This window comes from Serratia fonticola (genome assembly GCF_001006005.1).
GTDB classification, from domain to species: Bacteria; Pseudomonadota; Gammaproteobacteria; order Enterobacterales; family Enterobacteriaceae; genus Chania; species Chania fonticola.
In genome coordinates this window covers 2848229-2862505 of the sequence record NZ_CP011254.1, presented here as the reverse complement: position 1 = coordinate 2862505, position 14277 = coordinate 2848229, and the positions used below count along the sequence as shown (strand labels likewise).

Genomic DNA, 14277 nt, shown 5'->3' with positions numbered 1-14277 from the left:
GCTTGATGACCATGGTCGACGGGCGCAGCATGCAGCGCCCCTACAAGTCTGTTATCCACCTTGATGACCGATCGGCTAAGCCAGTTCGCCCTTCACCAAGGGAACGAATCGCACCGCTTCAACGGTATCGATGGAAAACTCACCGCCCCGCCGCTGAATGCATTGCAGTACCTGAGCCTGTTCGCCCACCGGCAGCACCAAAATGCCACCGTCGTCCAACTGCTGCATCAACGCCTGCGGGATCTCCGGCGGCGCGGCCGTCACGATGATCGCATCAAATGGTCCACGCGAACCCCAGCCTTGCCAACCGTCGCCATGGCGGGTCGATACATTATGCAGGTCCAACTGCTTGAGGCGACGCTTGGCCTGCCACTGTAGCCCTTTGATGCGTTCAACAGAGCAGACATGCTGCACCATATGCGCCAGGATCGCGGTCTGATAACCGGAACCGGTGCCAATCTCCAACACGCGTGAGTTCGGCTGCAGGTTCAGCAGCTCGGTCATGCGGGCGACCATATAAGGTTGAGAAATCGTCTGCCCCGAACCAATCGGTAGGGCCGTGTTCTCATAGGCTTTATGGGCTAATGCTTCATCAACAAAACGCTCACGCGGTACGTTCTCGATTGCCTTGAGCAGCCGTTCGTCCCTGATCCCCTGCTGGCGTAGCTGTGCCAGCAGCGTTTGTATGCGTTTGTTCACCATTCCCCGCTAACCTCTGCTTTGGTTAACCATGTTGATAGCACATCTTGCGCCCCGTAGGCGGTCAAATCCACCTGCAAAGGCGTGACCGACACGTAGCCCTGCTCCACGGCGGCAAAATCCGTGTCTGGGCCCGCATCGCATTTATCCCCCGGCGGCCCGATCCAATACAGCATCTGGCCACGTGGATCCGATTGACTAAACACTTTATCGGCGGGATGCCGGCTGCCACAGCGGGTGACGCGTATCCCTTTAATTTCCGCCAACGGTAAGTCAGGGACGTTGATATTCAGGATTTTACCGGTACGCAGCGGTTCTTGTTGCAGCGCGCGCAAAATACGGCAGGTAACTACCGCCGCCGTCTCATAATGCTGATGACCATTGAGCGACACCGCCAACGCGGGCAGCCCCAGATGGCGGCCTTCCATCGCAGCAGCCACGGTGCCGGAATAGATAACGTCATCGCCGAGGTTTGGCCCGGCGTTGATACCGGACACCACGATCTCCGGCGCTGGCAGCATCAGTTCGTTAACGCCAAGATAGACACAGTCCGTTGGGGTGCCCTGCTGCACGGCAATATCGCCGTTGGGCAACGTCAGAGTACGCAGCGGCGACTCCAGCGTCAGCGCATTGGAGGAACCACTGCGGTTACGATCGGGGGCCACCACCTGCACTTCGGCGAATTCACGCAACGCCGCCGCCAGTATCTGGATACCCGGGGCGCTAACGCCGTCGTCGTTGCTCAGTAGTATTCTCATATTGTCGTTAAACAACTTTCTTGCTGAAAGCGATAACACGAGAGTTGTGCCCTATTTTTTTACATCTATCTGTTTTTAATAATATTTTCAATAGTAAGCCCAACCTGCCGTGTTACCCATTGTGACTTGCGTGGTACAGCAAGGCTTGCCTCGCTGTTGCTGATAGTATTAGCCAAAACAGCCAGCTATGCGATCTACTATACAATTCAACGGTCATCAGTGGCAAACGGGGCAGGTTAGCCCCCTCGACAAAGGGGGCCGGGATGATTACCTGAGGTGGGTCGTGAAATTTCCAGATTACGGTGCTGTCTGGGTGGTGGGGGTATAAATAATGCGCAACGTGCCGGTGTAATCCCCTCCCGTCTTATCCGCCATTGAGAAGGCTAGCGTCGTCAAGGTTAACGGGGCCGGTACGCAAAGTGCCGGGGCAACACCGCCAGGTAACATTACCGGCCGCTGGATATCGCGGCGGTTGGTATCGCTCCAGACGATTTCTTTGCCGTTGGCGATGTCTTGCACCGCCCCGGTGGTGGGATTGATCACGCTGACCTGATAATCCAGCCGGTCACTGTCCTTGGCTTTATCACCGCCGCTGCGATACACTGAAAACTGCCCCTTTATGCGCCCAGGAGCCTTGCCCCCTTCATCCTGCAACAGCAGGCTGATGCGGTTACTTGACGAGTCGTTACCGTCATAAAGGCACATATCCAGGCCTGTACTGCCGCTGACGCTCTTACTCCCACCGACGCCTGGCCGGACCATCAGATTCAGGTTGACAGTGGGTGCTGAAATCGGAAAGGCGGGCAGATAAATTTGCTGATTACCGTAATCCGTCACCTTAAGGATAATATTGGCCTTCCAGTCGACACGGTGAATCCCCGGGCAACCGCCGATGGTGTAGCAGTTATCCCAGGCTTTAACTTGCATCTTGAGGTCAGCACGCCAGACACCGACATCAGATAGTTTGTTCAACTCGGAGGCGGGGATATAAGTATTGAATCCCGAGGAAAACAAAAAGGCTCCAGCAATCCAGGAACCATAAGTACCTGAACCTTTAACAGAGGTGACCCGTAAGTCTTTGGTCTTTCCACTGCTGTGGGTAAAGCGCAGCGTCAGAGCTTTCGAAGTGTCATTGTTAGTATCTAACCCCCAGAACAAATTTACCTGACAGGCACCATTGGTTGGATCCGTAGTGGAATAACACGTTAGGGAATTAACGATATCCTTGTCCTTGCAATTACTAGAATGCGTACATTCGCCATCATCTGTACTACCACCGAATACCTTATCCCAGATAAAGATATTGGCCGGCAGGCTCATACGATCGAAGGTGATATTGACCTTAGTATCCTGTGCCTGTGGAGCGATACTGGCACCGTACGCCTGTATGCTCAGCCCCCCCAGCAGAACGCACAGGTTAAGAGGGTCAATGGCTCCCGCAATGATAAATTTAAAACCGCTGATTATTTTCAATAACATCAATCATTACCTAGTTCGTTTTCACCACCACCGGCATCCCAGCTACGATCGGCTGGCCATGATGGCCAATTTACTGCTGGGTGGTGGGGGTATAAATAATGCGCAACGTGCCGGTGTAATCTCCCGCCGTTTTATCCGCCATTGAGAAGGCTGGCGTCGTAAGGGTCAGCGGGGCCGGCACGCAAAGCGCCGGGGCTCCACCGCCAGGTAACACCACAGGCCGCTGGATATTGCGGCGGTTGGTATCACTCCAGATGATTTCTTTACCGTTGGAGATGTCTTGCACCGCCCCGGTGGTGGGATTGATCACGCTGACCTGGTAGTCCAGCCGGTCACTCGCCTTGGATTGATCCCCTCCTTTGCGATAAATGGAGAACTGTCCGTCGGGCCGTCCTGTCGCCGTGCCGCCTTCATCCTGCAAGAGCAGACTGATGCGGTTACTGGCAGAATTGTTACCATCGTAGAGGCACATATCGAGGTTGGTACTGCCGCTGACGCTCTTCCGGCTCCCGGCACCCGGGCGGGTATTCAGATTCAGGTTGACAGACGGTGCTGAAGTCGGGAACGCAGGCAGATAAATTTGCTGATTACCATAATCCGTCACGTTAAGGGTAATAGTGGCCGTCCAGTCGACACGATGAATGCCTGGACAAGCGTTCGTAGACCAGTTAGAACAAGAATCCCAGGCCTTGACCTGCATCTTGAGCTTAGCGCGCCAGATCCCGGCAGTAGACAGCTTGTTTAACTCAGATGAAGGAATAAACGTTCTAAAACCTTCGGGAGACACAACGCGGCCACTAACCCATGAGCCCACCGGAGAATCATCAGCCCTATTCTTAAAAGATGTAATCTGTAAGTCCTTGGTTTCACCACCATCATGAGTGAATCGTAATGTCAAACTCGTTGAATTACTAACGCCAGAGCCACTCCACCACCACAACAGTACCGGGCAGGCCCCATAGGTGGGGTCACTGGTGGAATAACACACCAGACTATTAATGAAGTCCAGGTTGCTACAAGCAATACCGTTAGTGCTCCCACAAGTGGTTACGCTTGAGCTACCACCGAATACGTTTTGCCAGATAAAGACGTTCGTCGGTAAACTCATACGGTCAAAGCTCATATTCACCACCGTGTCCTGCGCCTGGGGAGGGATATTAGTGACATCACGAACTTTTGCACCAGATATCTTAGAGTGGGCGTTGTCTGGAGTCTGTGGTGTAACACTCGCACCTTGAACGAGTGCCACTGGCACAGCGAAAAACAGACCACACAGAGTGACGGTTTTAACGATCTCTGCACAGAGATATCGCAAACTGCTGTTTTTTTCCAAGAGCATAAGTTAATCCCTAGTTCGTTTTCATCGCCACCGGCACCCCAGAGCCATGGCCCTGTCGCGCGGTCATCAATTGCGCCTGCTTCTGCTCGGCTGGCGGTATACTGGCCATGGCTACCCCGGCACAGCGGGTGGTACCGACATAGCGCACCACGTCACGCATGGTCTGCACTTTGATGGCACACTGATAGAACTGTGAGCCACGCATCAGATACAGCTGCTTCATCGGCCGTGTGGTTTCCAGGCTAAAGCCACCTTCGCCCAGCGGGGTCCAGGACAGCACGTTAAGAGGGATGCCGTTAACCAAAGGCCTATCCTGCTCATCCAGCATTCTGCCCAACCAGGTGTAGCGCGAAGTCACCTCAATATTCCGGCGTAGCACTTTCCCCGGCACCATAAATGCCGTACGGGTTCCCGCCCCTCGGCGGATCTCGCTGCTGATACCGGCAGGAGCGCTAAGCGACTCATTGATATCAAAGGTGGTTGGCTGATAGCCCGGTACGGTAAACAGTGCCCGGCTGTTGCTGCGCACGTCCGTCTTACCGCTGCCGTCTACCGCTACGCTGATCAACGAGGCGCGGCTCTCTTCCTCGGCGTCCACCCCAACCGTGATCGCGGAGGCCGGACGGCCATCTCCCCAGCGCCCCCAATAAAGTCCGCTGCGATCGACCAGTAAAGAGGAGCTATAGCTGCCGCTGCTGCTGAGTGTGTGCCGGTTCTCTACCTTGTCATAGGCATCACTGACGGCGAAGCTGCCGTTACCGTACTGCCCATCGGCACGAGCGTAGGTTGAAGCGGTCAGGGTCTGGCTATTGACGCCATAAATCGAAGCGCCCAGCTCATTTTGCCCGCTCTCGTCCATATAGCGGCTGTAGTTGGCGTTATAGCTGAGTTGCCCTTCCCCACGCTGGCTATTGCGATAGTTGGCGCCCAGAGAGGTATTGCTGTTAGTGGCACCGCCACGGTGCCCAGAGAACGATAGGCTGACGGTGAGGTAGCCGCCTTTGTCAGTTCCCTGCTGGCCGCTGTCGTGACGCCTGAAGGCACTGACGCCACTGTTGATATTAATGTCGTTGAACGCAAAGGAACGGCTGACCCCCATCTGCCAGGTTTGACTGCGCGAACGCGTCGTGTAGATCTGCTCCCAAGGGGCAGCATTCTGATGGCTATCATCATTGTCGGGCAGTTCACTGCGATAGCGATAACGCCCGCCGCTGCTGTTAAGCGAGTAGCCAATATTGGCAAACCACTGCGCGAACGGGACCGAAAACATCAGGTTGGAACTCTGGTAACAACCGCTAAAGCCGTAGTTTCGCTGTTGAGAGTCGCAGTCAGGCGCCGAGAGGGCCGAGCGGTAGAAACTCAATGAAAAACCGTCGTTATAGTTAATTTGCTGAATATTGCCCCGCGTCCCCTCGCTGCCGGCCAGATAACTGACACGAGCCGTCATGACGCCATCCAACGGGCCACTGTTAAAACCGTGGCTCCAGTCCGCCGCCCCTTCCCAGTAGTGTACGTCGCTCAATACCGTGCTCCCTGCCGTCAGCGACAGCGTATCGGTCAACGGAATACGCAGCCCGCCTTGCACCACCCGCCGATCGTCCGCCGTAGGATGCGTATCGTGGTCTACCTCAACCCCGGCTTGCAGGAACCACTGAAGACCATTGAGCTGGGCCACACCGGTGTTGGTATAAGGAACGGTTTCTGTCCTGACTAACTGGTTATCCTCATAGATCCGCAGCGTGACGGTATAGCTGCCGCTGGGGAAGGTGCGCGTATCCAGTTCCTGTGCCCCGGCATTCAGGTAAAAGGAAGACAGTAATTGTTCGTCACGATAGGCGTCGATGCGAGCGTTGCGCGATAGGAAAACCGAGACCGGAGTCCCCCGGGAAACCTGGCTCTGGTTGACCCAGGCCGTGGTCGAGCCAGCCCGTAGCCCGCGGATTTTGCCAATCGGCAATTGGCTCAGGTTGATGTTACCCCCCGCATTGCTGAAGATATCGCGGGAGTCCATCATGCCGCCTTGCAGATAGAGGCTTTTCCACAGGTCCTGCCGAAAATAGGCATTGTTCATCTCTACCTGCTGATGATTGCTATGGCGATAGCGCTGCCCCGTATAGAACCAGTCGGCGTTAAGATAGCCATTTTCAGTGACGCCCAGTGAGCCGGTCCCCTGTAGCGACAATGACTGATAGTTTTCATCAGCAACAAAATTGAGGTTTTGCTGATGGATCAGCGCATTTTCACTTTCTGCCGTCGCCTGATAGAAACCGCTACCGGCCGCTTTTTTCGGGAGGTACCGACGGTCAAGGAACAGGTTAACCTGGGAATTATTCTCGTCATAGATGATGCCAACCGTCTGGGTTTCCAGATAGTCACAGCTTGGCGCATTACCGTTACTGCTGCAGGCAAGGTTGCCGTTACGCGCGAGCGGTTGCACCAACGCGGTCATCAGTTGTGCACCCAGCTCAGGATCGTCGTTGAATTGTTGCTTCACGGCATCAGCCAGTTCCGCTGGCTTTATGAAGACAACCTGCTCCAGATTAATATTGGCTTCATAAAGCCCGAGAGACATGCCATAAAGAGAAACGTCGACCCAGACAAGCTGCCCTTGTGCCAAGGCCTCAAAGCCCGGTGGAATTTTAGGGGTAGCCGACGAATCGTGTTGCATAATCATAAGGCCTACCAACAACCCTGCGGATAGGCTAGCGCGAAAAGCCATTGTTCATCCCTGATAAAAAAGTGGGGCTAGAAAGCCCCACAAGATATGAAAACAAACTTTTGAATTGAGTTGCCTTATTCGGCCTTGGTCGCCTGAGTCACCACCAGGCTGACAATGCCGCTGTAGGTGCCGGTGGCAATAGGGCCTTGCGCAGTCTGGGCAAAACGCAGTGGCAGGACGTCTGAACCATTTTCGATTCCCGCAGGGAACAGAGTCGCTGCTTCCAGCAGTTGGTTGGTGGTGGTCAGAACTGTTTCACCCAGGCTTACGGTCAATGGGATCTTGCTAGCCCCATTGACATCCGCCAGGCTCGCCGCTCTAACCAGGCGAACGTTAACGCCAGCGGTAGCGTTGTTAGACCAGACCTTGGTGTCCAGGTTAAAAGGCGTCAGGCCTTTACCTGGCAAATACTGCATATCGATGCTGCTTGGCAAACTGGTATTATCAGGTTGCGTCATATCAATCGTCGCATCCACGCTGGCATTTACAGTAATATCTTTCTGTACAGCCTGAGCAGAAAATACGGCAGCCATGGTTGAAGCAATCAGCAGTGGTTTAATAAACTTTTTCATAAAATCTCCATTTTATTTTATAAATAACATCCAACTTTACTCACCCCATAAACCCGGGGCTATACATGATTTGACTCTACATTTAACTCTTTACAGACAAATCAATTTCTTCAACGCGCTTATTAAGCCAGTTAAAATAACGCGCTTTATATCTCTTCCCGGGTTTTACCATTAACGAGGCAATTTTAAGCTCGGTACCGGGATATATGGTGGTGGTTTCTTTTTTCCAGTTACAAACGCCGCCCTGGTCACAAATCCCCACCTCTCGTAGCGGAATACGCAACGTGCCATCATTGATAACCTGGTCGCGTTGTGCGTCCAGCATCAGGCTGGCAACAACCTTTTTAGGCGCAACGTGGACCAATGCCCCCCACACCAGGTTGATACCTACCTTGGTCGTGGTCATTTGTGGGCTGGCAGCAGTGGCGTTATCTTCTAATTCCGGTACGCCTTCAAAATAGACTCGCCAGGTGGTTTCCTTTTCCGGTAACTCCAGGGCAACCAGACGTACCAGGCGTTGGCTACCTGCCGAAATAGCCAGTTTTTGCGGCGTTATCACCAGCGAGCTTTGTCCAAATTGCTCAACGTCCGCTTCCTGTTCTTGTTTAGTGCCAGGATTGAGTATTTGTTTTTCTGTTACCTTGACGAATTGCACCCCGTCGCTTTGGGATATAACCTTTATTTGAGCGGCTCCGCTTTCGCCGATCCCGACTTCCATAGGATAAACGCTCATATTGGCCAATACAAAACCTGGTAAAAAACAAAAAATAGCAACACCACTCAGGCGTTTAATAATATTGAGCTTCATGATTAATCCGTAATGAGAGTCTCTTATATCAAACTTTAAAACACAGCTAACTCCAGCCACGCTTAGTCTCGTAAAATTCGCAGCAAGTATAAAAACCAATGAGCGCCCAGATCAACTTAATAATTATAATAATAACAATAAGAATAATAATCGCGATAAGTGCATGATAAAAAACAAGATAATTTTTTGTTATAATAAACAGAAACAAACAGAAATAAACAAATGGTAATGATTAAGGTGAATTACAAGATGAGATTTTAATCAGCGGCGCAATACGGGGGGAAATAAGCCTGGCAAGCCAGGCCGATGACAACATTTTCGCTGTCTTATTCAGTTCAGGCAGAGTTCCTCTCCGCCTGAACGAGAAAGCAGGAATCGATCGCTGAGGATTAAGCTAACGGTTACTCGGCAATATCCGCTTCACCACTAGCCAATTGCATTATTTCGCGCACCACGCTAGTCGCGAAACTGCCCGCCGGTAGCCAGAAACGTAATTCCACGGTGACATCATCCCACCAGTTCCACTGCATTTTCTGCGGCTGTAGCAGCAAAGCCCGTCGCGCAGGCTCTACGCGCTCACGCTTTAACAAACTCAGCAATTCCGGCTGTTGTGCCAGACAACTTTGTTCAAACTCCAGCACCTCTGCGGCGGTTCCCGGCTCACCATCCCCCGGTAACGGAGCGGTGATCATCAGTTCACCCGCGTCCAGCCGTTGTTGCAGGGTGGCTAACTCTTCCGCTTTGGCCACGAACCAGCTACCACGCCCGGCAAGCTGCAACGCATCCCCTTCCAGCACCGTTTGCTGCTGTTGGTTAGCCAAGCGCTGGCTGGTGATGAAGTTGAACAACGCGCTACGGCTGGCAGACAGGTAGAAGCTGCGTTTGCTGCGCTCCTTGACCCGGATCTCATCGTTGGCCCAGCGGCGCGCCATCGTCAGGTTATTACCACCACGGCCAAAACGCTGGCTACCGAAGTAGTTCGGCACGCCGCCTGCCGCGATGGCCTGCAAACGCTGCTCCACCTCTTGGCGATCGCTAATCTGGCGTAGCACCAGGGTGAATTCGTTGCCTTTCAACGTACCAATGCGCAGCTTGCGTAGATGGCGAGCGGCCTGCAACACTTCGCAGCCTTCCAGCGCAAACTGGCTGAGATCGGGAGATTCTTTCCCCGGCAGATGCAGACAGAACCACTGCTCGGTGACCGCATGGCGATCTTTCAAACCGGCATAGCTGACCGAACGGGCATGAATACCGGCAAATTTCGCCAGATAGTCCGCCACAAACTGGGTGTTGCAGCCGTTCTTGCGGATGTTCACCAGCAGGTGTTCACCTTCACCATCTGGGGAAAAACCCAGATCCTCAACCACCACAAAGTCTTCCGGGTTGGCTTTCAGCACGCCGGTAGCCACTGGCTTGCCGTGCAACCAGGTCAGATTAGCCATGTCCATACGTTATTCCTTGATCAACAGGGCAACCGCTTCGCAGGCAATGCCTTCGCCACGGCCGGTAAAGCCCAGCTGTTCGGTGGTGGTCGCTTTGACGTTAACGTCGTCCATATGGCATTGCAGATCTTCCGCCAGGAAGATGCGCATCTGAGGAATGTGCGGTGCCATCTTCGGTGCCTGCGCAATGATGGTGACATCCAGATTACCCAGACGATAGCCCTTGGCACGAATGAGTTTCCAGGCTTCACGCAGCAGCTCGCGGCTGTCCGCCCCTTTGAAGGCCGGATCGGTATCCGGGAACAGCTTGCCGATATCCCCCAACGCCGCCGCCCCCAACAGAGCATCGGTGGCCGCATGCAGCGCCACGTCACCATCGGAGTGAGCCAGCAGTCCTTTTTCATAAGGAATGCGAACACCGCCGATCACCAACGGCCCTTCGCCGCCAAATTTATGGACATCAAAACCGTGACCGATACGCATGATGCGCTCCTTTAGTTGTTCAACTGAGTCAAATAGAACGCCGCCAGCGCCAAATCCTCTGGCCGCGTCACTTTAATATTGTCCGCACGCCCCGCCACCAGCAGCGGATGATAGCCGCAATGTTCCAGCGCCGAGGCTTCATCGGTTACTGTCGCCCCTTCATCCAGGGCGCGTTGCAGGCAGAGTTTAAGCAGTTCCAGCGGGAACAGCTGTGGCGTCAGTGCATGCCACAAATCCTGGCGTTCGACGGTGTGCGAAATAATGCTTTGGCCCACCTGCGCCCGCTTCATGGTATCACGCACCGGCGCGGCAAGAATGCCGCCGACCTTACTGTGTGCCGTGATCGCCAGCAACCGCTCCAGATCGTCGGGATGCAGGCAAGGACGGGCAGCATCGTGTACCAAAACCCAGTGTGCGTTGCCTGCCAATTGCAGCCCGGCCAGCACCGAATCGGCACGCTGTTGCCCACCCTCGGTAACCAACACCCGCGGATCGCTGGCGATCGGTAGCGTTTTAAACTGTTGGTCTTCGGGGCTGATAGCCACGATCACCTGGATAATACGCGGATGACGTAACAAGGCGTGGATGGCGTGCTCAAGAATGGTTTGATGGCCGATGGTTAAATATTGCTTCGGGCAATCAGCCTGCATACGGCTGCCAATACCGGCAGCGGGCAGGACGGCGATCACCTGAGGGGAGGAGCCTACGGATGGATTCATGCGTTACTTCGGTGGGTTGTTCTGTGTGGCAGACGCCGCGTTGCGTCCGGAAGGTTCAGGCACCAGACGATAGAAAGTCTCGCCGGGCTTGATCATGCCCAGTTCATTACGTGCGCGTTCTTCTATCGCTTCCTGACCGCCGTTCAGGTCGTCGATCTCGGCAAACAGCTGATCGTTACGCGCTTTCAATTTGGCATTGTTGCTCTGCTGAGCCGCAACGTCCTCATTGACCCGTACATAATCGTGAATACCATTCTTCCCCAGCCACAGCGAATACTGTAACCAGCCAAGCAGCGCCAACAAAAGCAGCGTTAGTTTTCCCATCTCCGCCCCCTAAAAAAAGCGCTTAATCATCCCACAACTTGCCGTTTGACTCCACAGCAGCAGCGGCTTTTCACCTGCGGCAAGCGAGCGTAATCAGAATTTCCTGAGTTTAGCGCCTGATTGTCGCCTGAAAGCGGCATTAAATCCAGGCGGGTGCAGGCAGCATGGATCGACGGGCGCAGCATGCGGCGCCCCTACAACGTGCACACATCAGTATCCAGATCGTGCACACATCCCCACCCCACATCAGTATGCAGTAAGAATAACTGGGCTGAGGGTATTTTCACCGACATTTACGCCATCTTTTAAATAATTATTCATATTTAACACTGTTAGCATTTTCATCATCAGGTAGGGGTTGTGTTTTTATTCATGTAAGTTTATTTTTATGCATCTAAAGTGCATAAATAAATCCAATGTATAACCAATGAATTTCAAGTTGCAGCTAGGCGACAAGCTTGCTCATCCCCAGGAGCTTACTTTTGGGTAAGTGACTGGGGTGGGCAAGCGCAGGTAACAACGCTGCAGCTTGAAAGGCGAAGGTTATAACCTTTACTCAACTTATTCGGGGATTGCTCATGTTAAAACGTCTAGTGCTGATTAGTGCCTGCCTGGCGGCCACTTTTTCCGCCGCTTCCTTTGCCGCAGAACCGACGTATGTTGTCGGTTCCGGTGGTACCTATCGCCCGTTTGAATTCGAAAACAGCAAAAAAGAGCTGGAAGGTTTTGATATCGATGTGATCAAGGCCGTCGCCAAAGCGGAAGGTTTCCAGGTGAAGCTGGTGAATACGCCGTGGGAAGGCATCTTTGCCACCCTGAACTCTGGCGACCGCGACATCATCATTTCCGGCATCACCATTACCGACAAGCGCAAGCAGATGGTCGACTTCTCTACGCCATACTTCCCGGCAGAGCAGGCTATCGTGGTGCCGAAAGAGTCTAAAGTAGACTCCATCGACGCGCTGAAAACCCTGAAGGTGGGCGTGGTGAACTCCAGCACTGGCGACATCGTGGTTTCCGACGTATTGGGCAAAAACAGCACCTCCATCAAACGTTTTGATAACACGCCGCTACTGCTGCAAGAGCTGTATGAAGATGGTATTGGCGCGGCCGTGGGTGACGTTGGCGTGGCCAAGTTTTACATCAAGACCCACCCGGAGAAAGAGTTCAAGCTGGTGTCAGACGCCAAGTTTGAGCGTCAGTATTTCGGCATTGCGGTGGCCAAGGGTAACGATGAGCTGCGTAACAAGATCAACAGCGGCCTGAAGAAAATCATCGCCGATGGCACCTACGCCAAAATCTACCAGACCTGGTTCGACAGCAACGTCCCTACGCTGCCAGCAGAATAAACCGGCTGTAAATAGGGGCGCAATTGACTGTGCCCCTACGCATTAGACCCACAAGTTCGCACTACCACCGTAAGGATTAAATTTTGTCAGCATTCCGTTGGGAGATCATTGAGGAATACGCTCCGCTGTTTATGGAGGGTGCCTGGATGACCATCAAATGTACCATCATCTGTGTGATCCTGGGCACCACCTGGGGGTTGCTCCTCGGCTTAGGCCGTCTGGCGCAGGCACCGCACGGCATCTGGAAACCGATCCTGCACTATTGCGTGCAATGGCCGGTGCGCATCTACATCAGCGCCTTCCGGGGCACACCGCTGTTTGTGCAAATCATGGTGGTCCACTTCGCGCTGGTGCCGCTGTTTATCAACCCGCGTGACGGCCTGCTGGTCAGCAACGGTTTGATGAGCGTCGACTTCGCACGCGCATTACGTTCCGATTACGGTGCCTTCCTGTCTTGCGTCGTCGCCATCACGTTGAACGCCGGTGCCTACGTCTCGGAGATCTTCCGCGCCGGGATCCAGTCTATCGATCGCGGCCAGATGGAGGCTTCGCGCTCCTTGGGGATGGGCTACGGCAAAACCATGCGTAAGGTGATCCTGCCGCAGGCCTTCCGCCGCATGCTGCCACCGCTCGGCAACAACGCCATCGCCATCGTCAAGGATTCGTCCCTGGCCTCCGCGATTGGTCTGGCGGATCTGGCTTATGCCGCGCGTACCGTTTCCGGCGCGTACGCCACCTACTGGGAGCCCTATCTGACTATTTCAGTGATCTATTGGATCATCACCTTCCTGCTCTCGCTGATGGTGCAACACATGGAAAAAAGGTTCGGTAAAAGTGATTCGCGTACATAACCTGCAAAAACAATTTGGCGAAGCCCACGTGCTGCGCGGGATCTCCTGCCAGATCGCGCCGAAAGAAGTGGTGTGCATTATCGGCCCCTCCGGCTCCGGTAAAAGTACCTTTTTGCGCTGTATCAACGCGCTGGAGACGCTCTCGGGCGGTGAGATCGACGTCAATGGTTTTGCCATTCATGACCAGAAGACCGATCTGAACAAGATGCGTGAAAGCGTGGGCATGGTATTCCAACGCTTTAACCTGTTCCCGCATATGACGGTGTTGGAAAACATCATCATGGCGCCGATGGGGGTGAAAAAACTGTCCCGCAGCGAGGCCATTGAGCGTGCCGAGGTACTACTGAATAAAGTGGGCCTGCTGGACAAGATCGATGCCTATCCCAGCAGCCTGTCCGGCGGGCAGCAACAGCGTGTCGCTATCGCCCGCGCTCTGGCGATGGAACCGCAAATCATGCTGTTTGATGAGCCTACCTCGGCACTGGATCCAGAGTTGGTCGGTGAAGTGTTGGCGGTGATGAAGGCGCTGGCGCTTGAAGGCATGACGATGGTGGTGGTAACCCATGAAATGGGCTTCGCCCGCGAAGTGGCTGACCGGGTGCTGTTTATCGATCAGGGGATTATCCAGGAAGAAGGCACACCGGAGCACATCTTCGGTAACCCGACCAATCCGCGCACCCAGGCATTTTTAAGCAAAGTTTTGTAACCTTCGGCACCGCTTTGACATCTGTTGGG

General features: G+C 53.9%; 14 protein-coding genes. 3 read left to right on the top strand and 11 right to left on the bottom strand.

The genetic code is table 11. The annotated features are described in order from the left end of the window. Nucleotides 1–75: 75 nt before the first annotated feature. The 11 genes from WN53_RS12725 to ftsB form a co-directional block, all read right to left on the bottom strand. Nucleotides 76–702: a protein-L-isoaspartate(D-aspartate) O-methyltransferase gene (locus tag WN53_RS12725; RefSeq protein ID WP_024484091.1), complete on the bottom strand. Its 627-nt coding sequence runs from the start codon at nucleotides 700–702 to the stop codon at nucleotides 76–78. Further along, nucleotides 696–1457, bottom strand: coding sequence for a 5'/3'-nucleotidase SurE (gene surE, locus WN53_RS12720; RefSeq protein WP_024484090.1), 762 nt, complete (start codon nucleotides 1455–1457; stop codon nucleotides 696–698). The genes WN53_RS12725 and surE overlap by 7 nt, the downstream gene beginning before the upstream one ends. A 297-nt stretch (nucleotides 1458–1754) precedes the next feature. Next, on the bottom strand, nucleotides 1755–2936 hold the full coding sequence (locus tag WN53_RS12715) for a CfaE/CblD family pilus tip adhesin (RefSeq protein ID WP_046808070.1): 1182 nt from the start codon (nucleotides 2934–2936) through the stop codon (nucleotides 1755–1757). 70 nt (nucleotides 2937–3006) lie between these two features. Then, complete coding sequence (locus tag WN53_RS27305; protein WP_080949237.1) at nucleotides 3007–4275, bottom strand: CfaE/CblD family pilus tip adhesin; 1269 nt, start codon at nucleotides 4273–4275, stop codon at nucleotides 3007–3009. A 10-nt stretch (nucleotides 4276–4285) separates the two neighbouring features. Further along, nucleotides 4286–6949 (bottom strand): TcfC E-set like domain-containing protein, encoded by a 2664-nt coding sequence (locus WN53_RS12705; protein ID WP_200865472.1) that lies wholly within the window; start codon nucleotides 6947–6949, stop codon nucleotides 4286–4288. 119 nt (nucleotides 6950–7068) lie between these two features. Then, nucleotides 7069–7566 (bottom strand): CS1 type fimbrial major subunit, encoded by a 498-nt coding sequence (locus WN53_RS12700; RefSeq protein WP_024485723.1) that lies wholly within the window; start codon nucleotides 7564–7566, stop codon nucleotides 7069–7071. An 82-nt stretch (nucleotides 7567–7648) separates the two neighbouring features. Continuing rightward, nucleotides 7649–8374, bottom strand: a complete 726-nt coding sequence (locus tag WN53_RS12695; RefSeq protein ID WP_024485722.1) for a hypothetical protein — start codon at nucleotides 8372–8374, stop codon at nucleotides 7649–7651. 401 nt (nucleotides 8375–8775) lie between these two features. Continuing rightward, complete coding sequence (truD, locus tag WN53_RS12690; RefSeq protein ID WP_024485721.1) at nucleotides 8776–9822, bottom strand: tRNA pseudouridine(13) synthase TruD; 1047 nt, start codon at nucleotides 9820–9822, stop codon at nucleotides 8776–8778. A gap of 3 nt (nucleotides 9823–9825) precedes the next feature. Then, entirely contained in the window at nucleotides 9826–10299 is a 474-nt protein-coding gene (gene ispF / locus WN53_RS12685; protein WP_024485720.1) for a 2-C-methyl-D-erythritol 2,4-cyclodiphosphate synthase, read from the bottom strand. Nucleotides 10300–10310: 11 nt separating this feature from the next. Further along, nucleotides 10311–11018: a 2-C-methyl-D-erythritol 4-phosphate cytidylyltransferase gene (gene ispD / locus WN53_RS12680; protein ID WP_024485719.1), complete on the bottom strand. Its 708-nt coding sequence runs from the start codon at nucleotides 11016–11018 to the stop codon at nucleotides 10311–10313. Between the two features lie 3 nt (nucleotides 11019–11021). Then, a complete protein-coding gene (ftsB, locus tag WN53_RS12675) occupies nucleotides 11022–11342 on the bottom strand; it encodes a cell division protein FtsB (protein ID WP_024485718.1) in 321 nt (106 codons plus the stop codon). A gap of 578 nt (nucleotides 11343–11920) precedes the next feature. Here ftsB and WN53_RS12670 point away from each other — a divergent pair. The 3 genes from WN53_RS12670 (at nucleotide 11921) to WN53_RS12660 (ending at nucleotide 14248) form a co-directional block, all read left to right on the top strand. Beyond that, entirely contained in the window at nucleotides 11921–12691 is a 771-nt protein-coding gene (locus WN53_RS12670; RefSeq protein ID WP_024485717.1) for a basic amino acid ABC transporter substrate-binding protein, read from the top strand. Nucleotides 12692–12774: 83 nt separating this feature from the next. Next, on the top strand, nucleotides 12775–13542 hold the full coding sequence (locus WN53_RS12665) for an amino acid ABC transporter permease (protein WP_024485716.1): 768 nt from the start codon (nucleotides 12775–12777) through the stop codon (nucleotides 13540–13542). After that, on the top strand, nucleotides 13526–14248 hold the full coding sequence (locus WN53_RS12660) for an amino acid ABC transporter ATP-binding protein (RefSeq protein ID WP_024485715.1): 723 nt from the start codon (nucleotides 13526–13528) through the stop codon (nucleotides 14246–14248). The genes WN53_RS12665 and WN53_RS12660 overlap by 17 nt, the downstream gene beginning before the upstream one ends. The last annotated feature ends 29 nt before the right edge of the window (nucleotides 14249–14277 follow it).